Source organism: Candidatus Bathyarchaeota archaeon (genome assembly GCA_023131225.1).
In the GTDB taxonomy this organism is placed as follows: Archaea; Thermoproteota; Bathyarchaeia; order Bathyarchaeales; family SOJC01; genus JAGLZW01.
In genome coordinates this window covers 18661-38960 of record JAGLZW010000009.1, presented here as the reverse complement: position 1 = coordinate 38960, position 20300 = coordinate 18661, and the positions used below count along the sequence as shown (strand labels likewise).

The 20300-nt window shown below is 40.3% G+C and carries 24 protein-coding genes; 12 read left to right on the top strand and 12 right to left on the bottom strand.

What is annotated here, in order from left to right; translation table 11 throughout:
• Position 1 precedes the first annotated feature (1 nt).
• Both KAU88_02695 and KAU88_02690 read right to left on the bottom strand, forming a co-directional pair.
• Positions 2-238, bottom strand: coding sequence for a 30S ribosomal protein S17e (locus KAU88_02695; protein ID MCK4477421.1), 237 nt, complete (start codon positions 236-238; stop codon positions 2-4).
• A gap of 91 nt (positions 239-329) precedes the next feature.
• A complete protein-coding gene (locus tag KAU88_02690; protein ID MCK4477420.1) occupies positions 330-1124 on the bottom strand; it encodes a TatD family hydrolase in 795 nt (264 codons plus the stop codon).
• Positions 1125-1251: 127 nt separating this feature from the next.
• Here KAU88_02690 and KAU88_02685 point away from each other — a divergent pair, with 127 nt between their 5' ends.
• On the top strand, positions 1252-1473 hold the full coding sequence (locus KAU88_02685; protein MCK4477419.1) for an NFYB/HAP3 family transcription factor subunit: 222 nt from the start codon (positions 1252-1254) through the stop codon (positions 1471-1473).
• Positions 1474-1665: 192 nt separating this feature from the next.
• Complete coding sequence (locus tag KAU88_02680; GenBank protein ID MCK4477418.1) at positions 1666-1983, top strand: helix-hairpin-helix domain-containing protein; 318 nt, start codon at positions 1666-1668, stop codon at positions 1981-1983.
• 99 nt (positions 1984-2082) lie between these two features.
• Here the strand turns inward: KAU88_02680 and KAU88_02675 are convergent, their stop codons facing one another.
• The gene (locus tag KAU88_02675; GenBank protein MCK4477417.1) at positions 2083-3591 is read right to left on the bottom strand and encodes an AMP phosphorylase; all 1509 of its coding nucleotides are present in this window, start codon (positions 3589-3591) and stop codon (positions 2083-2085) included.
• 263 nt (positions 3592-3854) lie between these two features.
• Between KAU88_02675 and KAU88_02670 the strand changes: the two genes are divergently transcribed.
• Positions 3855-4283: a DNA-binding protein gene (locus KAU88_02670; GenBank protein ID MCK4477416.1), complete on the top strand. Its 429-nt coding sequence runs from the start codon at positions 3855-3857 to the stop codon at positions 4281-4283.
• 67 nt (positions 4284-4350) lie between these two features.
• On the opposite strand, the gene KAU88_02665 is transcribed toward KAU88_02670, so the two are convergent.
• A complete protein-coding gene (locus tag KAU88_02665; GenBank protein ID MCK4477415.1) occupies positions 4351-4953 on the bottom strand; it encodes a GIY-YIG nuclease family protein in 603 nt (200 codons plus the stop codon).
• 325 nt (positions 4954-5278) lie between these two features.
• Between KAU88_02665 and KAU88_02660 the strand changes: the two genes are divergently transcribed.
• The gene (locus KAU88_02660) at positions 5279-5665 is read left to right on the top strand and encodes a hypothetical protein (GenBank protein MCK4477414.1); all 387 of its coding nucleotides are present in this window, start codon (positions 5279-5281) and stop codon (positions 5663-5665) included.
• A gap of 67 nt (positions 5666-5732) precedes the next feature.
• Positions 5733-7418, top strand: coding sequence for an ATP-dependent DNA ligase (locus KAU88_02655; protein ID MCK4477413.1), 1686 nt, complete (start codon positions 5733-5735; stop codon positions 7416-7418).
• Positions 7419-7646: 228 nt separating this feature from the next.
• Here the strand turns inward: KAU88_02655 and KAU88_02650 are convergent, their stop codons facing one another.
• Entirely contained in the window at positions 7647-7976 is a 330-nt protein-coding gene (locus KAU88_02650) for a PaaI family thioesterase (GenBank protein ID MCK4477412.1), read from the bottom strand.
• A 647-nt stretch (positions 7977-8623) separates the two neighbouring features.
• On the bottom strand, positions 8624-9028 hold the full coding sequence (locus KAU88_02645) for a secondary thiamine-phosphate synthase enzyme YjbQ (protein ID MCK4477411.1): 405 nt from the start codon (positions 9026-9028) through the stop codon (positions 8624-8626).
• Positions 9029-9563: 535 nt separating this feature from the next.
• Here KAU88_02645 and KAU88_02640 point away from each other — a divergent pair.
• The 3 genes from KAU88_02640 (at position 9564) to KAU88_02630 (ending at position 12271) form a co-directional block, all read left to right on the top strand.
• Positions 9564-9950 carry a hypothetical protein gene (locus KAU88_02640; protein MCK4477410.1) on the top strand — a complete coding sequence of 129 codons (387 nt, stop codon included), beginning with the start codon at positions 9564-9566 and terminating at the stop codon, positions 9948-9950.
• A 6-nt stretch (positions 9951-9956) separates the two neighbouring features.
• On the top strand, positions 9957-10652 hold the full coding sequence (locus KAU88_02635; protein ID MCK4477409.1) for a hypothetical protein: 696 nt from the start codon (positions 9957-9959) through the stop codon (positions 10650-10652).
• 1469 nt (positions 10653-12121) lie between these two features.
• Positions 12122-12271 (top strand): hypothetical protein, encoded by a 150-nt coding sequence (locus KAU88_02630; protein MCK4477408.1) that lies wholly within the window; start codon positions 12122-12124, stop codon positions 12269-12271.
• A 134-nt stretch (positions 12272-12405) separates the two neighbouring features.
• On the opposite strand, the gene KAU88_02625 is transcribed toward KAU88_02630, so the two are convergent.
• A complete protein-coding gene (locus tag KAU88_02625; GenBank protein ID MCK4477407.1) occupies positions 12406-12993 on the bottom strand; it encodes a CBS domain-containing protein in 588 nt (195 codons plus the stop codon).
• A gap of 227 nt (positions 12994-13220) precedes the next feature.
• Here KAU88_02625 and KAU88_02620 point away from each other — a divergent pair, with 227 nt between their 5' ends.
• A complete protein-coding gene (locus KAU88_02620) occupies positions 13221-13664 on the top strand; it encodes a hypothetical protein (protein ID MCK4477406.1) in 444 nt (147 codons plus the stop codon).
• Positions 13646-14410, top strand: a complete 765-nt coding sequence (locus KAU88_02615) for a methyltransferase domain-containing protein (protein ID MCK4477405.1) — start codon at positions 13646-13648, stop codon at positions 14408-14410. The genes KAU88_02620 and KAU88_02615 overlap by 19 nt, the downstream gene beginning before the upstream one ends.
• Positions 14411-14535: 125 nt before the next feature.
• On the opposite strand, the gene KAU88_02610 is transcribed toward KAU88_02615, so the two are convergent.
• Positions 14536-15255, bottom strand: coding sequence for a hypothetical protein (locus KAU88_02610; protein ID MCK4477404.1), 720 nt, complete (start codon positions 15253-15255; stop codon positions 14536-14538).
• A gap of 339 nt (positions 15256-15594) precedes the next feature.
• Here KAU88_02610 and KAU88_02605 point away from each other — a divergent pair, with 339 nt between their 5' ends.
• Positions 15595-16890 carry an aspartate aminotransferase family protein gene (locus KAU88_02605; protein MCK4477403.1) on the top strand — a complete coding sequence of 432 codons (1296 nt, stop codon included), beginning with the start codon at positions 15595-15597 and terminating at the stop codon, positions 16888-16890.
• Here KAU88_02605 and cofE read toward each other — a convergent pair.
• Both cofE and KAU88_02595 read right to left on the bottom strand, forming a co-directional pair.
• Entirely contained in the window at positions 16887-17645 is a 759-nt protein-coding gene (gene cofE, locus KAU88_02600) for a coenzyme F420-0:L-glutamate ligase (GenBank protein MCK4477402.1), read from the bottom strand. The two genes, KAU88_02605 and cofE, sit on opposite strands and share 4 nt — an antisense overlap.
• Before the next feature lie 25 nt (positions 17646-17670).
• The gene (locus KAU88_02595; protein ID MCK4477401.1) at positions 17671-18288 is read right to left on the bottom strand and encodes a molybdenum cofactor guanylyltransferase; all 618 of its coding nucleotides are present in this window, start codon (positions 18286-18288) and stop codon (positions 17671-17673) included.
• 222 nt (positions 18289-18510) lie between these two features.
• On the opposite strand from KAU88_02595, the gene KAU88_02590 reads away from it, so the two are divergent.
• The gene (locus KAU88_02590; protein MCK4477400.1) at positions 18511-18945 is read left to right on the top strand and encodes an HD domain-containing protein; all 435 of its coding nucleotides are present in this window, start codon (positions 18511-18513) and stop codon (positions 18943-18945) included.
• Positions 18946-19104: 159 nt separating this feature from the next.
• Here the strand turns inward: KAU88_02590 and KAU88_02585 are convergent, their stop codons facing one another.
• The gene (locus KAU88_02585) at positions 19105-19881 is read right to left on the bottom strand and encodes a MinD/ParA family protein (GenBank protein MCK4477399.1); all 777 of its coding nucleotides are present in this window, start codon (positions 19879-19881) and stop codon (positions 19105-19107) included.
• A 14-nt stretch (positions 19882-19895) separates the two neighbouring features.
• Entirely contained in the window at positions 19896-20258 is a 363-nt protein-coding gene (locus KAU88_02580) for a transcriptional regulator (protein MCK4477398.1), read from the bottom strand.
• Positions 20259-20300: the final 42 nt, after the last annotated feature.

Below are 20300 nucleotides of genomic sequence, written 5' to 3'. Positions count from 1 at the left end.
CCTACTGTTTGTCCTCTTCAACGCTTTCTTCCATTTCACTTTCTTCTGCCTTTTTGGCAATTGAGACCAGCCTGGTAATATATCCAGCTATCCTGTTTCTAAGCTTAATTGAAGAGGTTTGAGCTAGAGATTCTACTGCTTTTTTGTTGCTTTGAAAGTCGGTACTGAATTTGTCCGGGTATAGCCCTACTAATTCGCGGGCAGCTTTCTTCACGTGCTCTTGCCGCACTTTGCCCAAAGTTTCTGTTCATCCCCTGTGTTTTTGACTCTTGTAACTGTTTCCTTCTTTGGTTCTCTTAATAATTATGGCTTCCATAAAAGCAATTTGGTTATGTCGGTTCTATCTCGAAAAAGGTCACAAAGTTCTGAAAAATCCGTTTAGCCACTTCCGCTTCCTGTTTGCCTTTTATTTTTGCTATTGCATTTACTACCAGCGGTATAAATGAAGGTGTGGTCATCTTTCCTTTAAAAGGCAGCCTAAAGAATCTGACAGGGCCATCTGTTTCAGTTAACAGATTTTCGAGGGGAATTCGACGAATAATGTCTTGTATGTGGGTCGAATAAACTGTTGCAGGGCCTTCTGTAATATAATATCCGCGGTCTACAATTTCAGGCAGCAGTTTCACTGGATTGCTGAACCAGTGTAACAATACTTTCTTGATGTTGTAAGAGGAGAGTATATTCATGATTTCTGAGGTTTTTCCTCTTGAATGAATTACTGCAGGTAAGGAAAGCTTTTCGCTAAGGTGCAACATCTCACAAAACACTTCATACTGCCTGCTCATGAGTTCCTTTTTTTCCCCCTTCAAATACTTGTAATCTAACCCTATCTCACCAATCGCGACCATTCTTTCATACTTTCTATAGTTAAGGATCAAGTCTACTATACATTCTAATTCATCAGGCAATAACTCCTTGACATTCCACGGATGTATTCCTAAAGCAGCGTACACAAGCGTGGGATATTTTTCTGCGAGTTTGATGCTCTGAAGACTTGTTTGAAAGTTCACCGAGTTAGATACCAAAGCAATAACGTTTGAACTTTCGGCGTCTTCTACTACTTCATCGACCTGTGCTTCGTATTCCGGGTCTGACAGGTGTAGATGGACATCCACGAATCTCATGACTTTTCAATGTTTATTGTTAGCTTTTAGGCATTGCTATAGACGGATAGAACGAATTTTGTCTGAGAAGAAAGGATAAGGGTTAAATACTGGCTTAAACAGAAAAAGAGGCTACGGAGATGGTTAAATGGCTGATTTAGAGTTGTCTATTGCACCCATGCACCGAATAATCAAAAAAGCCAAAGCGGACAGAGTGAGCGAAAGTGCTGCACAAGCGTTAGCAGTTGCCCTTGAAGATATTGGAATCAAAATTGCCAAAGAGGCCATAGAATATGCGATGCACGCAGGGCGAAAAACTGTGAAATCAGAAGACATTGAGATTGCAACGCGCAAAGTAGTAGGGAAATAGCTCCTCCTTCTCCCTTTTTTATTTCCAGAACATTAGAAAAGCTATTTATGCGTTAAAAAGGAATCATGATAACACGATTGGGGAAAAACATTGCGTTCAGATTGCATCTTATACATCATCGGTGTGATACTCTTTGTGGCGGCAGGTTATGCCTTATTCGATAGGGCGGCCATAGAAGCGGTTTTGGGTGGGATGCTGATTTACAGCGCGGTTGTCTTTGTCTTGGCTCTTTTCGGAACTACATCCTTTATTTTTGGCTATAGCATGCGCCCTAAGAAACAAAAATTACATTTCATCACTCCTTCTCCAACAGTTGAGTCCATTACAAAGTTAACACGGGTGAAAGGAATAGGCGAAAAAAGAGCTGAGCAACTGAAAGCGCTAGGAATTTCCACGGTGGCAGATTTGTCGGCAGCCTCTGCTGAAGAGTTGGCGGAACAACTCCAGATTTCATCCAAAATCACTAATCGATGGGTCAAAAACGCTAGGAATCTGCTGTTGGAAAAATAGTTTGATAAAATATCTATCTTGATTTTACGCCTCTCTCAGATAATTGACGACTTGTTGTTCCACTCTTCCACATTCCTGAGTAGAATCCAGAATTACTCATTAAAATTCTGGGATCTTGTGAAGAAGCATTCCTTCAACAGTGACAGGGTTCATAGTCAAAGCTAAATTATATGCAGTGTTGAGTTTCGATGTTCGTTCGGCGTAGATTTCTAATAGAATGTCGTTTTTCTTTACTTTGTACCCTCTCTTCCAGCGCAGCGCTACTCCAGCCCCTTTTTCTCGGGGCGCCCCAGCTGCTCTAGCTATAGTGGTTATTGCGGTGTTGCTGACGTTTGTCACGAACCCATCGCAAGGTGCTTTAAGTACCATGGTGTGGTGCCCAATGACGATGTCTTCAGATCGAAGTCTTGGGTTGCCTCCTTGAATCTCAATAATTTCTCGCATTTTTTTCAAAGCTTTTCCGGAAGCAAGAATTTTTTTAGCCAAATCCTTGCCTTGACCAGGTTGAGCTTTGAACCCCATTTCTAAAAGCATGCCTGCCAATGCTGTAGATTTTTCAACTATGCTTGCAGGTCCTTTTCCTTGCAGCGCGATTAGTGCTTCTCGTGCTTCTAACGCCGGGCCTATCATGTGTCCGACGGGCTGCCCTCCATAAGTGATACCACACTGAAGATGCATGTTAAAGCGTTCGCTTAGTTCGACAAAGTTTTTGGCAAGTTTTCGTGCTTCCTCCACTGTAGTAACCTTTGCTTCTGTTCCCACAGGAATGTCAACTACTACATGGTCCGCTCCAACTGAGAGTTTTTTGGAGAGAATACTTGCCAACATTTGTCCAAAAGGGTCAATGTTTAACGCATGTTCAACGCGAATTAGCAAGTCATCAGCTGGTGCGATGCCAAGTTTTCCACCCCAAACAATTGCTCCAGATGTCTTCGATGCGATTTCCTTCAGCTCAGTGGCGTCAAATTCAACATTGGCAAGTACTTCCATTGTGTCAGCAGTTCCTGAGGCACTGGTTATGGCGCGACTGCTAGTTTTTGGAATAAGCAATCCAGCTGCTGCTACAATAGGAACAATTAATAATGTAACTTTGTTGCCTGGCACGCCTCCTATGCTGTGCTTGTCATAGCATGAACGGTCGAAGTCAATCACACTCCCTGTGTCAACCATGGCGCGGGTCAAGTATTCAATTTCGTCCATTGTTAAGCCATGAAACTCTTCGGCTAATACAAAAGCTGCAATCTGCACTTCGTCAAGTCTGTAATTGACTAGGTCATGCATTATAGTATAGTATTCTTCTTTGTTGAGAGGTTCGCCACCTATCTTCTTGTGAATAAACTTTATTGACTCTGGTGGTTCCGCTACAGAAACAGATATTCCCACGCCATCTTTAACTTTAAACTCTTTATGAACATCTCTAAAAATCCCAATTTCTCCTTGCGTTAAATAAGATTTCGTTGTGTCAACGAAAGCCACAGCCTTTCGTTTTCCAGAAATAATTTTTACCCAATCGTGAGCTAGAGTTCCGATTTCTTGGGCATCTTTTTCGTGAAGCAAGACCATCTGTTTGCCAATTTCCAAATCAATTATTTTTGCTTTAAGCTTCACTATCGGTTCCTCACAGCACGCTATTCAAAGGAAATTTAGATAAGTGTTACGTATTTGCCCTCATTTTTGGGGTGTCTTATCTCTTTTAAGTCTTCGTTAAGGCATTTTGTGCACTTCCTTCTAGAAATTGATTAATTGTGATGCTTTAATGAAGTCTTTGCTATTGGTGCTTCTCTATTTCATGTTAAAATGACTTTATGACTCTACATTTTCCAAAAGCTTTTAATGCTATAGCGCTGTGCATTCCACAAAGAGATATTCTTATGAAAATTGTTGAATCCAAAATCGAAAAGGCGGTTTTTGCTAGATTCTTTGAAAATGAGGATTTGCTTGAGACTATTGCTTTGGCAGCTAAGCATAGTAATGTTAACTCCGGCTTCTTTTTCCTTATAGGCACATTGAAAAAGGCAGTTTTGGGTTACTACAAAGAAGGGAAGTATATACCTATTGAAAAAACTGGTCCTTTGGAAATAGTGTCGTGTATAGGAAACATTTCCGTCAAAGAAAAGGCTGAACTTGTTGTTCATGGGCATATAGTGGTCAGTGACGTCGATGCCAATGCTTTTGGTGGTCATGTTTTACCAGGATGTTTAGTTGATGCAACGGCTGAGCTTGTATTAATTGCGGCGGAAAGCGGATCCCTTACAAGGGAACTTGATCCACAGAGAAATCTCCACTTATGGTCCCTGTAGAAGTAACTATGTTACTTAAAGCGCATTATACCGTTCAAAGTCATTATAGAACTTTTTTAATTTGACACTATTCCCCTAGGTCTAAAAAAGTGCTGTCTTCACCAAACTTTCCTTCAAACAAAACACAAATTTTGCGCTTAATAGCCTTATTCCCAACATACAAAAGATGGCTCTCACAGTTGTTTTTGCAATCAGACGCACCAAATTTTGGAATTAGAACCTTTGCCTTCATTTGGCTTCTGATAAATTGATTTATCTCACACTCAGAATTCTGTTTGCCTGAAACAGCAGCTATAGCCTCTATGCTAGCCTCTTTTTTGGAGAGTAAGAAATCGATGTGCCAATGTTTCTTTTTCAAAGTCTTAAGATTTCTTGCAAGCCTGTTTGGCAAACTAGTTGCACCTTTTCCGAGGGCAGAACCTGTGTAAACGTAGTATCCTGGCAAGAACGTTTCTATGCCGAGTTTTCCTACATTTACTTTTAGTTCGTTTGATACAAGGATTATCAGCGTATAGGTTCCTTTCTTGGGTAGCTTTTTAAGGAAATATCGCTGTTCCTTGGCTGAGTTTTGAGCTGCCTCGGTGATTAAAAACCCACCGTCGTAGCTAAAAGGAATATTCCAACAAAGTTCAAGGCTACAAACACAACCAAAACAATTATGGCTCCACATTCTTTAGCTTTGTAGAGTGTATCTATTCCAAGATAATTAACGATAGGCGTGACAACAGAAATGAAAATTTTCATCCATAACAAGAAAACAAAAGCGGACTTCCAGTCTTGGGTTCGCACACCGCTAAAAAATCTGCTAGGACTAGTTAACTGTTTTCTCAGTGTCTCCATCATTCCAAACATGCATTTATCACGAACCAACCGTTTAGAGCATACACATATAAGCTTTGATACCTTGCATTTATTTCTCAAAATCGTGTATGCCCATGCGGAAACATTTAAAACACTAAGAGGTAAATGAATAAAAAGTTGCGGGTGAAAAACTGATGAGTGTTCAAAAAGAAGATCCAATTAAGCTTCACAAGCAAGGCAACATTTTATACGAGACCGAGAAATACGAGGAAGCTGCAGAAAAGTTCCTTCAATCTTCAGAACTTTACGAAAAGAAGGGCAATTTCTTCGACGCTTCAAACATGTTATTCAAGGCTGGTGAATGCAGTTTCATGCTAAAGAAATATAAAACCGCTATTGAACGTTTCAACAAGTCTGCTGACATTTCTTTTCAAAAAGGGTTCGACCGCTTCGGTGTCAGTGCCTTAGAATATATTCTAGACTGCTACAAAGGGTTGAAAAAAGAGAAAAGCAAAGAAGCTGTGAAGTTGCAGAAGAAGATAAAGGAAGTCAAAGACAAACTTGCATCGCAACTATTCTAAAAGGCCACTTTTTAAACTGGGAACGCTTATCTTCCCTTAAATTATCTTTTCTTCTAAAGCGATTCATATGCCAACATTATTCCGAACTCTAGCAGAGCTTTGCGAAAAGCTAGAGTCAACAACAAAACGTAAGGCTATGGTCAACTGGGTTGCTTTATTCATTCTACAACTTGAAACCGAGGAGATTGAACCCGCAATATCAATGCTTATGGGTAGAGTCTTTCCAAGATGCGATCAACGTGTTTTAGAAATTAGTTGGATGACCATTAGCACAACAATACGAAAAATAACCAATATTGACAACAACATGTTTTCTCAAGCCTTTAGTAAAACTGGTGATTTAGGCGACGCGACCAGAATTATATTCGAAGAAGGCAAAATTAGGAAACAAGCTATGCTTTTCCAAAAGCAATTAACAATACTTGAAGTGCAGCGTACTTTCGAAGCCATCGCAGAGGCAACGGGAACTGGCTCAAGAGAAAAGAAAGAAAGACTGCTTGAAACACTGCTAGGTTCAGCAACACCGCTCGAGGCTAAATACGTCGTGAAAGTTTTAATTGGCGAAATGCGGACTGGTTTCCACGAAGGCTTAATGGAGCTTACAGTAGCACAAGCATTCAACATCCCGTTTGGCGTTGTTCAAACAGCAAGTATGCTTACAGGCGACATTGGCAAAGTTGCCACTATAGCAAAGTTCAAAGGAAAAGAAGGCTTGTTGAAACTAGAACTCGAAGTTTTCAGACCAGTAAAACCTATGTTGGCCCAGACAGCTGCAACGGTTGCTGAAGCTTTAGAGGAGCATGACGGACAGACCGCGTTAGAATACAAGTTGGATGGAGCCCGTATTCAAATTCACAAGTCAGGAAACGCTGTGAAAATTTTCAGTCGGCGATTGAAAGACGTAACAGAAAGCCTCCCGGAAATCGTTGAACTTATCCAAAGTGAGGTTAAGGCAAACGAAGCCATTCTAGAAGGCGAGGTCATCGCTGTTGGTAAAAATGGAAGTCCTATGCCTTTTCAACATTTAATGAGGCGTTTCAGGCGAATCCGTAAAATTCAATTCACAGCTGAAAAAATTCCAGTTAAGCTTTACCTATTTGATGCACTATATATTAATGGTCAAAGCTTCATTAATGAAACCTACACACAGCGAAGAAAAAAACTAACCAACGTCATACGGACAATCCCTCTAACGAAACAAATTGTCACTCAAAATATCAGAGTAGCTGAAAAATTTTTAGAAGAAGCCATCGAAGCTGGACACGAAGGTTTGATGGCGAAAAGAGTTGACAGCCTCTATACACCGGGAGTTCGTGGAAAAAGATGGTTTAAAATTAAAAAGGTTCTTGAGTTTCTAGACTTGGTTATAGTTGCGGCAGAGTATGGATATGGACGTAGGCATGGTTGGCTTTCAAACTACTATCTTGCTGCTCGAGACATAAAGAGTGGCGAATTGTTGATTGTAGGAAAGACTTTCAAAGGTTTAACTGACGCTGAAATCATCAGAATGACCCAACGACTAAAAGAGTTGACTATCAAAGATGAAAGGTACAAAATTATTGTTGTGCCAAAAATAGTGGTAGAGGTTGCTTATAATGAAATTCAAAGAAGCCCAAAATACAAATGTGGCATGGCTCTTCGTTTTGCCAGAATTACTCGAATTCGCGATGACAAAAACCTTGAAGAGGGGGATACTATACAGAAAGTTAGAGAAATTTACGAGCAGCAATTTGAGCGAAAAAGTGGCATGTAGAAAGTGTAGAACCTGCATGTGCCAAAGCGTTCCATAGAAGAAGCAAGTACGTGTCGATCGTCTTCATGCATAGACTAAAAAAATTTCACTGCAGTTTTTTTCCAAAAAAAACTAAAGCTTATTGAAGGCATATGTCAAGTTTGTGTTGACTTTCATCTTTTACTAGATAATAAGTCAAAAAACTCTTTGCAATTAGAGCATTTTTATAGTTTCTAACGTTTACATCGCTTACAAAAATTTTAGAGCCTCTATGGATGTTTCTAACCTCAGCAATGAGTTGCCCGATTTTATAGGTTTCAAAAAATCAATCTTCATCTCTATGGTTACAAGAGTGCTTTTAAGATTATTTGAGCCGTAGATTGCCCACACCGCTACTGAATCAGCTAAACTTGCTATAACTTCGCCGTGAACTGTTTTTAGGAACTGAATGTGTCTCTTATCGATTTTTATTGATAGACGAGTATAATCCTTCATCACTTCTTCGATTTTCATGTTCAAAAGTTGGTAATGAGGGCTGCTTTCGCCAAGGTTAATCAACTTTTTGAGTTCAGATTGCATTATTTATCATTGGAAAACGTAGATCTTAACGCAATTATTTATTTCTATATGCAAAACGAAGACGTAAGAACCTATATACCCCGCATATATTTTGGCAACACAACACTTATTAGCGAGAAACGCACTCTTCAACCAAATTTCATTGTCGAGAGAGGTGATTTTTTTGAACATTAAAAAACTGAAACGCCGCGCATTTCATTTACGGCGACGTATCGATGCTCTGGAAGACAAACGGCAAAAACAACGACTTATCAAAGATTACGTAAGAATCATTTGGCAAATACAAGACTATTGAACACACAAGTAGAAGATCTATTTTTCGACGAATTTAGCCGAACTTTATAAGCTAAATTAATGCTTTAAAATTTTTCACCTGCCTAACTTCCCTTAACTTATGGCATAACGAATTATTCAATCATTAGTCGACTACTGGCTCAAAAGTTGACGTAAAGGTCAAGTTTCTCCTTTCTAAGTGGCGAAAGAATCCCGAATATCACATAGTTTAACTTTATGTGTTAAAATGTATGTTTAACAAGCGGCTTTGAGCGCCATTTTTTGTTATCTTAAGGCGCTTTATTGTTCGGAATCAGAGCGAAGATGAAACGTATATTTACAGAAACGGCAAAAAATCAAGTTTACCTGTATATCTATTCTCCGAGCACTTGAATTATCACTGTTCTTCGTCTCGGATGGACATCGGTCTCCACAAAGAGGAGGGACTGCCAAGTCCCTAGGACCAGTTTTCCATCAATTACGGGTAACGTTTTGTCGGGAGGAAGGAACATGGAGCGAAGGTGTGAGTGGGCGTTTGATGGATGGCTATACGATGTTTGCTTTGGAATCAATTTTTCTAACATTCTTTTGATGTCTTTCAGTAGATTCCAGTCGTGCTCCGTGAGAACTATTACTCCAGTTGCGTGGGGAGCGAAAACATGGACTATACCATTTTTCACTTGGGATTTAAAGACTGTTTCCTGAACTTCTTCTGTAAGATCTATGAAGTCTATTTCTCCTTTAGTAGAGAACTCCATGGTCTGATTAAAAACTTTCAACTATCAATACCTCGAGACAGAGATTTGCAAAGAATAGAATAAAATTGTTGCTGCTAACTAAAAGTAGCCTAAGCATCCCTAAAACATGGATAAGAATTTATCAATATGGCAATCTCGCGCAACATATGCTAGCACAAAAAGGTTTTAGTAATGTAGAGACGCATATCTATCTAGAGATTTGATGAGCATCTATCCTAGTTGGCGCAACGAAGCGCTCCATATTGTAGTCTATCGTGCAAAACAACACGTACGTACACTACTACATTGCCCGTACTGTGGAACAAGAAATGAAAGGATGGCAGTTGTCTGCAAAAAATGTGGCAGGAAACTTCTATCGGCTAAGAATATTTAAGAAATATAACAAAGATTAAACCAATTTATATGGTTATTATATTCGAACCGCCTATGCTTATCCAGAGATTAGAAATCTTGCTCTTTTAGCAGAAGAATATAAATTTAGCTCTGTACATGTCAATGACCACTTAATTGGCTTTGATCCTGAAAGGAAACAACCTTAGGAGAGGAAGATAAAAAGATGGCGTCATACAATCGTTCAAAGAAGCGGGTGATAGAAGGTATACCTAATCTTATCTGGGGAGGCATTGGCGATGAAACAGACGATCTTACAGTGGTTTCAGTCCTCAAACTGTGTCTCAACCACCTGGGAGAGAAATACTCAAAAGTCTATTTAGCAGGCACATCATGTGCTGCTTTCTACATAGGTTGGCGTGCTGAAAGCTTAGGATCTGGGATGGGTGGGTCCGTTTTCCTATTTCCGGACTATGTAGAACCAGGAATCGCAAATCTTTTCGAGGCTATCGGTCGAAACTATACTATGGTCAAGAAGACAGCGCATGAGCTTTTATGGAAAGCCGCTGTCCAGTCCATCGATGCTGATAGACCTGTTGTGTGTGTAGAATGAAGTCCAGTGGCGCATAGAGGGCACTTCGCCATCCTTGCTGGATACGATCAGGAAAAGAAAGAATTCCTTGGTCGAAGCTACGCCTTCAAGCCGGAGGAGGAATATGTATCGCTAAGACCGGAACACCTGCATTATATACTCGTTATTGGAGAGAAGTCAAAGGAGAAGTTGTCTAACCGTGAAACGGCATTAGGTGCTCTACGCTGTGCCATTCAGATGTCAAAAACAGGGATAAAGGCAGGGGAGGAGAAAGGGGCATATGGGCTTGTTGCATATGAAACGCACGTCCGAATGATCCCCACAGGAATAGATCCGAAACAGAACGTGTACAAGCTGCTGGAACACTGGATATTTTGGAGACTTGATGTACTCCATCTTTGCCGAAGTTATGCGATTCAATATCTTGAGAAGATAGCTAACGAATTCTCTCCCCCCAGCAGAGGTCATGTAAAAGCTGCTGAAGAATGCTATAAGCAACTAATAGGGATATTTGATGCCAATATACAGATAGTTTTTCCACCAGAGTCTGATAAATGGGGTACCAATTTGTTGTGGCGTGCACACGAAAAGGAACGGCCCATAGTCGAACTTTTCTCAACTCTGAAGGGGCGACGCCGATTTGCTAATCTCCTGCTGAAAATGCGAGATTTGGAGCAGGAGGCTATTGACGAACTGGAAAAGGTCGTCAAGGCAGAGGAGTAACCTCTGTTTAACTATGTCCAAGACCCGTTTCTTCCTTTAGTCTTGAACATAGTCGAATTTTCACCATTGACTTCCTTAACGGGTTTTTCTCCATCATTCCATGATAACGAGACATCAAGAACCCACGAAAACTGAAGTTCAACAAAAAAGCACTCACAAAAAACCAAAGAACCCTCCCGAATAGGAGAAAGAAGCCACATAATTAATTTCTAAGCAGCCTAGCGCGCACCACGATTGCTTGTCATGAAGCTGATGGAATCAGCATTTCTCAAAGAGGCATCGATGAACTAAGGGAGAGAACTGATTTCATTATTTCCAAGCTTCACAAGTACAATAGGAACCCAAAAGAATTTGAAATTTCTACTTTCAACGTGCACACTTTTGTTAGTAGCCAAGAATAATTAGATGGAATCGTTGGTCAAATAGTTGAACGTGCCAAACAACATAACCAAGAACTTAACAAGCAACAAATCTTGAGAGACTAATTTTGTTGGCTACTTAGATGACATAAGAGGAAAAATTAAGCAGGTAAAAAGATTTGGTGTCAAAAAGATGGTTATCGTTGTTCGTGGAGGACCTTCTATCAAAGACCCGATGAAGCTTTTCCACGACGAAATCATGCAGTAGAACATTAACGAGAGTAAGGGTGCACGCAAAAGCGTCTAATCTATTTGACTCTGCAAGTTGAAGCCGTGGACGGTTATGCTTTTGTATACTTTCCTCTCTTTCGAAAGGTGTGATTTCTGTGGTGATGCTGACAATTTTCGCCGTAAAACCTGCGAAAAAAGAAACCCTTTTTGAGGCATTTGCTTGGACCATATGCTTTTGAAGTAATAGAGGTAGGGCAAAACAGCGCGTATTTTACAGTTTTTAATGTGAGCCATGGCAGTATCGGTGATGTGGGTGATATAAGTATTTGCAATGAAATATTACATCACCAGCATGTTTTTCTGCCGGACTGATGAGCTGAACAACCAGTACCTCATAGGAGACAGTAGATTGAACCATAGCAATTTGAGTCTGGATACAAAAGCATACCCTGCATAACAGAAAAAAAAGTGTATTGTTGATTTACTGTTCTATTTGCTGGCTTGCTCCTGTCTCATAAATTCTCTACTTTTTTGTACGCCCTCCGTGTTCCATATTCATATTCCATTCTCTTTCATTTTTCTCATTGATTTCAGTGGGATTCTGTTTAGTCTTGGCTCTAATCTTCGATGCTCGGAAATTTATCTATGGTGTGGATACAATTGCATAACCTGTATATTTTTTCCAATTTCTGCACTTTTGCAGTATTTTCGCGCAACTTTGCTCGAGTTACGCAAACTTGTGTTTTCTGAGTATTTTTTGGTAAAGTCCGTAGATTTTCGTAACTATATTTTAAGAGGCCGCGAAAAACGTTGGAAAAGCGTAAATGTTAATACTCGTTATCCTCAATAGAGAGAGAGGCATAATAGGGGATAAAAAGTATGGGGAAAGAATTAACAAGCATAAAAATTCGAAAAGAAACCAGAGACGTACTAAAGAGTGTAGGAAAGAAAGGTGAAACCTACGACTCAATAATCAATAGACTCTTAGACCGCGTCCTTAGAAGGAAAAAAGCCAAAGTAGAAAAATAAGATTCGGCTATTCCAAACTCGTATTTTTAGCTGGTTAGGGCATGGTGTTGTGTGCAAAAATGCAAGTTTCTGCATTAGGGCAGAGAATTCTTCACTCTTACATAGAACTATAGGTGTGACAAGATATTTCTTCTCTAATTAGAGATTTTTTCAATCAAATTCAGGAACACACATTTGTCTGTGACGTACCACATGCACTTTGAACCTATACAGCTAATTGATATTCCCTTACCCATTGTCAGAGGGCATCTTTTGCGTATCTGTCTTTTAGGATCATAGTATATTTCAAAAATTCTTTTCACGCGTTTTGAGGCGCCTTTCAGAGAAAGTTTGTCTATCGGCTTCTGTGTGTCTAGCAGTGATATTAGATCGGTGAGGCTTAATACGCCTACTAAGTGATCAGCGTTTATCACTACTAATTTTTTGACCTTCTGCTTGACCATTTTTCGTGTGGCGCGTGTGATTGTTACATGAGGTTTTACCGTTACAAGCGGTTTTGACATAACTTCGATTGTTTTAGTTTTTGCTGGGTCCTTCTCTTTGCAAACTACTCTTTTCAATATGTCCCTTTCAGTTATAATCCCAACAGGATTTCCATTTTTAGTGACTACTATAGAGCCAATTTCGTATCGATTCATTACTTCTGCAGCTTTTAGAACAGTGTCCTCTGTGCTTGCGGTCTTCACGTCTCGAATCATGATGTCTTTTACTTTTTTTGGCATGTATCTAACCTATTTTGAATCTGACTCCTTTATTGTCTTAGGTTCTGAAATAGATTATGAATACAGAATTTGGATGGGGCGTATTCATTAGAAATCTACTTTTAGAAAGGAAAAAATAGAAAAAGTGACAAATGGCGTGTTTTCAACATGAAACTTGTTCGTTGGAAAAATATAACTTTCCTACGTTACAATTAATATTAACAGAAAGTTCTCGAGTGCGTTTAACAATGGGAAAACCTCTAAAGATAGCTGATTTGAGGAAATGGCGAAGACGAGGGTTCTATAGCGAGACAGTCTTGGTCAAGAAGCTACAAAAAAGCGGCTACAACGCTGTCAGAGTACCTGTAAGCAACCCAAGCCTCCAGCCCCTTCCTGACGTAATCGCTCGCAAAGATCAGCATGTCTATGCCTTCGAAGTAAAAAACGCCAATTACTACGCCTACTTTCCAAAGAAACAAGTCGACAAACTCTTCAGATTTCTCGACGAACTCATACCTGGTTCTAAAGAATTTAAGCATGCCATTTTAGCGGCTCACCTAGGAAAAAAATGGATCTTCCGCCAAATACCATGGGAAGATTGGGAAAAGCAAAGACTTCAAGATCAAGAACGCATTCTAAAACGGGACAAAGGAAACTTTAAGCTGGAGAAAGGATGGAAAGCTCAGTCATGAACAAGCAGGAGTGGTTTACTTCACTTTTTGATGAATTGAATGATTACTGGGCAGAAATAGCAGACGCTCGGTCTACGGAAAAAGAAGTTGAATTCATTGAAAACGTTGTGAAAGCAGAAGGTTTAGTTCTGGATCTTTGTTGTGGCACAGGCCGCCACTCAGTTCTTCTCCGCAATAAAGGATGGAATATAATAGGACTCGACATATCGCCAAATCTTCTTAGAATTGCCAAAGAAAAGATGACGGAAAAACACGTTCACTTTCCACTAGTAAGGGGCGAAATGCGGCATCTGCCATTCCGGTCGGAAACCTTCGCATCTATAATCAACATGTTTACAAGTTTCGGCTACCTGCCCTCAGAAAAAGAAGACATGAAAAGCCTAAAGGAAATTGTAAGAACACTTAAACAAGATGGCCCATTCTTGATGGATATTGTGAATCGCGAATATCTCTTGCAGGTTTTTCAGAAGAAAGATTGGGGAGAATTCACTCATTTTTACATGATGGAAAGACGTACTTTAGACGCTAAAGGGTTGGAACTCCACTCGCAATGGCTTATCTTAGATAAGAACACTGGCAAATCAAGAACATTCGACCATAACCTACGATTATACTCTTTCCCGCAATTGCAAAAAATGTTGGAAAAAGCAGGACTTGCAAAAGAGAAAGTTTATGGAGGCTATGAAGAGCAAGATTTTCAGCAAGGTTCCCCTCGACTGATTGTACTGACAAGAAGGGCAAGTTAATAATGGAAAGCTGGATTTGTCACTATTTTGTAAAAAAAAATTGTATTGAAATCCAAGCATGATTATGTTTTTGCCGTGTTTTACGCTAAATTGACGTCGCAAGAGAACTTTTGGATGATACATTGCTAGTATTCTGTTATTTCTCTATCAACTTTCGTCAGTTTTTGAGGAAAGTGTGTTAATAAATTCATGTGAGCTGGCAGTTCATTTAAAAAGTTTTGCAGTTTTAGCACGGGAACTATAGGTGTGCTGCGGTGAAATTTAAAGGGACTTGACAAAAGGGATAAGATGATTGGGATGACCGTTGTGTGCTTCCATTTGCCTAGTTTGACTTTGGCGTAGAGGCTGGGTAAGATATCTGCAAAGGCTTCAGTTCTTTCCACGTGCAGCTCTACCATTCTTGTGATTGGCGCTCTTGTCCACTTGTGTTTCCAGTGTTTGCAATCTACTGAGGCTATTAACGGTTGTTTGTAGGCTAAGATATCGATTTCCCATCGTTTCCCATTTTTTCCCTTAAACCTAAAATTATTTACAACACAATAGTCGTAAGCTTCAAAAGCCGTAGTTGTAATGCTTTCGAACTCTTTCCATTCCAGCAGTCTGCAAACGCGTTCAAAATCTGCGCCGAGCTTTATGGCTTGAACCGCAATTCTAACTCGTTGATGTGGAGCAGCTTCAATTATCTTTCCTTTCCATTTAACGAGATTGGCGTGTGCAAATTTTCGTAGAAAGCTTTCCGCCATTTGGGCGGGGATTCTGGCATTTTTACCGATTAATGAATACTTGATTGGGCTATCTTTTGTTAGCTTCAGCACAGCGATTAGAATCTCTCGTTCAACAGTCATTATATTAGAATTATATTAGAGATATCTTATGCTTTTCTATGAAGCTGGGCTATTGCTTAACACTCCTTATGAGTTTTTCACGTTGCCTTGTATGTACCATGCAAGTCCTCACTCGAGAACGCAAATTCAATGAATTCAGATATATCTTCCTCACATTTTTCCTTCTTGTAAAGCCTAAGAGAACACACGCGCGCATTGAAGTATAGATATTTTCATACGCTTTCAAAAAACTGCTCAAGCACGATTTATTTTCGCTCAGATTGTGCACTGTAAAATCTTTTGAAGTAAGTATTTAAATTAACATCCAATAAAGCTTGGTATTAGGAGCTTTGAAGTTGAATGCAAAAAGATTATGCTTCGAAAACTGTTAAATCAAAGCAACTTCATGAACGTGCCAAGCATGTTTTGCCTGCAGGCGTATCGTACTTCATCCGCTACTTTGAGCCATACCCTTTTTATGTTGATTGGGCAAAAGGGAGCAAAATAAGAGACATAGATGGCAACATTTACATAGACTTCTGGATGGGCCACTATACACATATTCTGGGGCATAATCCCTCGAACATAAAAGAAGCCGTTAAGGCGCAGATTGAACGCGGAACACATTATGGTGTGTGTCATGAACTCGAAATTGCTATGGCAGAGCAAGTGGTCAAGATGGTGCCAAGCGCTCAAATGGTACGGTTTTGCAGCTCTGGCACTGAAGCTGCAATATATGCCACTAGGCTTGCACGTTCTTATACTGGAAAAAGCAAAATCATCAAGTTTGAGGGTGGCTGGCATGGTGGATATGACGCGTTACATTTGGCTGTTAAACCTCCTTTTGACATGCCAGAATCGGACGGCCTAACAGAAGGTGCATTGAAAGACACAATAGTTGCGCCATTCAACGACTTACAAGAAACAAAGCGAAAAATCAAAAATCAAGAATTTGCTGCAGTTATAGTTGAGCCCGTTCTCGGTGCGGGAGGATGCATACCAGCCGAGAAAGAATTTTTGAAAGGTTTGAAGGAGCTTTGCGTCCAAAAGGGCGCGTTGTTAATTTTTGATGAAATTATTACTGGGTTTAGGTTGGCGCCTGGTGGGGGTCAGCAATATTATGGTGTGATTCCTGACATTACACTACTTGGCAAGATTTTAGGAGGAGGCTTTCCAATAGGCGCAGTAGTTGGCAGAAAGGATATTATGGAAAGGATGGATCCGCTGCTTTTTGAAAGGCCCAGTTTTTCATTTCAAGGTGGAACTTTCACTGCAAACCCTGTATCGTTGAGTGCTGGATTAGCGATGCTTAGAACCTTAGAGGATGGTAAAATAATTAATAAGCTTAACATTGAAGGAAGAAGGGTTAAAAGAGGACTTGAGGGCGTTTTTGAGAGAAGCAATATTGACGCTAAAGTTCACTGTGCAGGCTCGCTGTTTCATGTGCATTTCACCAAAGAACATGTGAAAAATACAGCCGTTGCCTTCAAAACTGATAGAAAAAAACTTGAAGAATATCACATGGCCTTAATTGAGAATGGCGTTTTCTTCTTACCCAAGAAAAGTGGGGCTATAAGCAACGCTCATTCCAAAGAAGATTTAGAGAAGCTTTTGGCAGAGACTGAGAGATATGCGAAGAATTATAGCAGTAGTTAGAGGAAAAATTCCTTTTCAAGTGGTCTAAGCATGTCTTTTGCTGTTGCCTTTTCGGACTTTTGGTAAGAATAACCTCTCATGATAGCCACGGGAATGGCTTCGTCTGCTTGTCCGATCACAAGTTCTGCGGCAGAAGCAAGTTCATCTGCGATAGCAGTGCGTTTTACTTTCAAAACGTAATTAAAGAGGTCTTTTTCACCTCTTCTGTCACGAATTGGAATTAGTCCAGCAATGCCTATGGCAATGTTGATTTCTCCATCTCTGAGGGGTCGTCCATGAGTGTCTGAGATGATGACTGCAACTGTTTTTTCGGTTTCTTTTTCTATTTCTTGCCTGATTTGCCTAGCTGATTCGTCTGGATCTTTCGGTAGCAAAGCGACAGTTCTTCCACCTGGTACGTTACTTTTGTCGACCCCAGAGTTAGCGCAGATAAATCCGTGTCTTGTTAGTGTTATGAGGCTACCGTTGTGCATGCGGATGATACTTTCAGCTTCTCTTAGAACGACTTCTACGAGTGCAGGATCTTTATGGCTTTTTTGAGCAATGGCTTTAGCAAAGTGAGAAGGTTCTATAGTGTCGAGATTGATGGTGCTGCCCTCTGCACGAGAGACTATCACATGGGTGATTACGATTATGTCGCCATTTTGAATTGGAGTTCCTTGGTTTTCAGCAGCGTTGCAGATTAGTGTGGATAGTTTGTCTCCTTTTCTGATTATTGGCAGTCCTGTTATAGGAGTTATTTTAATAGTTCTCATAAGGAAATATTTTTCGCGCTGTGAACTAATAAGTGTGGCGTTTTATCATTGCTTCTGCCTTTTCCAAGTCGCTGGGTGTGTTGATATTAAAGAATGTCGTGAGTTTTGGGTCAAACTCTCGAAGAACTATCGCGGAGATATACCGGATATTCTGCATGTTTTCTATCATGGAACGCATGTCTAGTTTTCCATTTTCTAGGGCGATTTCTGCGGCTTTAGCTGCCGTTTCAGCATGGTAGGCTGCGTGTAAGGGTTCAATGTCGTCGTTTGGCCATCTTGGAATTGCCGCATTCTTGTTTATGCACACGTCCAAGACGAAGTTGAGTATTTTGGAAGATAAAAAAGGTGTGTCGCACGCAAGTAGTAATGTGTATTCACTTTGAATAGTTTCGAAGCCAGTTAAAGCGCCATTTAGGGGCGATTGGACATACGTTTTGTCTATTACAATGCGGGCTTTTTGCTTGATTATTTCAGCGAATTTTCTCTCTTGCATTTCCGAACTTACAACTACAACGACTTCATCAACTACTGCAGTAAGCTTATCCAACACGTGAAGAACCAAGGGTTTTTTATCCAATTTAATCGAACCTTTATCCTGTCCAAAACGCTTGGAAATCCCTCCAGCAACGACAACCGCAGACATGAAAAAATCATCAGCTTTTAACAAGAACATTCATAGAAACCGTCATAATACTGTTACGCATCTGCGAGAACACCAGTATTGCATTTCAACAACCTTTTTTTATTGAATTGTATTACTGCATATTGGAACGCCATGAATCATTGCACCATTTCGAGGGAACAAGCTCTGAAGCTTATTGAGAATTCGAGCAAGCGCTCCCATGCCATCTTGGTATCTAAGGCAATGCGGATCATTGCAAAAAGACTTGGCAAGAACGAAGATGAGTGGGAACTTGTTGGGTTGCTCCACGACTTAGACTATGGCACTGTCAGAAACGATATGAGCAAGCATGGCATCGTGGCTGCAGAAAGTCTGAAGGGAAAGTTGTCAAAAAGTGCTCTCCACGCCATAAAAGCCCACGACCACCGAACAGGTTTTAAATCAAAAAGCACCCTAGACACATCACTTATAGCAGTTGATGCCTTAGCCGCTTTCATCGAAGATTCGAGGATTAAGAAGATACCGCTGGATATCAAAATTTTGAAGAGCAGAATAAATAATGAGTCCCTTCCTAAGCCATGGTTGAAGGAGCTGATATTAACCTGCGAAGACTTATGTATGTCGCTAGAAGAATTTTTTAAACTGGGATTAGAGCAAAGTGAGCTAATCTCCAATTAGCACTCATATTCGGAGTCTATTAATCGTCTATTTGGAAAACATGATAAATGGTCTAATCTTAAGATTTCGGCGTGCGCTCAAGCTTAATTCATATTTAAAACGTAGTGCTGAGAACTCAGAATAAGCAACAAATGCAAAAATGACAGCAAAGATTGAGGTTTAAAACTTCTCTATTTTCGTGGCGATCTCTTGAATATGCTCAGTAAAGGGGTGATCAGGTTCGTCTCTTACAAATATCTTTGTTCCGCCAGCACGCAGCACATCACAATAACACGGTATTATCTTCAAAATGGGTAAAGTATGAGTGTTCTCAAAACGTTTGTATACGCTATCTCTTTCTACTGGAGTCGACAGAAACTCAATAGGCACCTTGTTCATCAAAATCGCCGTTTTCTTCTCAAACAAGTCATACAACTCATGCGTCATCCTTTTAGTCCCTTCAATATCAGACGCGTCTATCGTGCTCACGACAAGAATAAGATCTGCGCTCACTATTGCATTTATAGAAGAATATTGCAGTCCTGGACTAGTATCAAGCAAAAGGTAGTCCAATTCCATGTCGTTAAGAAGTGTATTCTTCAGTGATAATAATCGTCCCAGGGCTCGCATCTCCCATTTGCGATCCTTCGCGGACATGTCCCGCAAGGCTTCAGTCGCTGGATTCGCTAATCCTACCAACATTGTACCGCTGCATTCGCATTGAGGAGTGTAATTAAATAGGACTTTATTGATTTCACAAGCGCCATTCAGATAATCGTTTAGCCAATATTCAGAACCATGTAGTTTAAAGATGGATTGAAGGCTGGGTGCACGAAAATCCAAATCGAGAACACAGACTTTCTTCCCCCTTCTTGCATATGTAGCGGCAAGGTTTATCGTTAAAAGTGTTTTTCCCGTACCGCCCTTGTAACTGTGAATGGCTATGATTTTGCCCAAGCCTGTTCAATCCTTTACTTTTCAACAAAGAAATAGGCTTTGCGTCCCTTTCTTTCTTTCTTCAAATAACTCATTAGAACAAGCTGATTTAGATAGCCACTTTCCACTGCCCGCGCACGCTTCGTCTGCTCTGCTACCTCCTGCGCAGTAGCACGTCCAAGCTTGCAAATCGTTATTGCTGTTTTTCTCAAATGGTCAGGCAACGATAGAAGAGTCATTACATCTAAAGCTTCAGGCAAGTCTTGAACAATAAAGTCTTGGTTTCTTCTTTGCTTCTGAAGCTCGATGAAAACTTCCATCTTTTCATTGAGTTTATCTAAGCTTTCTCTAATCTTTTCCAGCAACACAGTAGGGCTCTTCCCAAGCGATTTGCTTATTGTCAACCTGTTCACACCAGAATGCGATAAACACGCCTACTG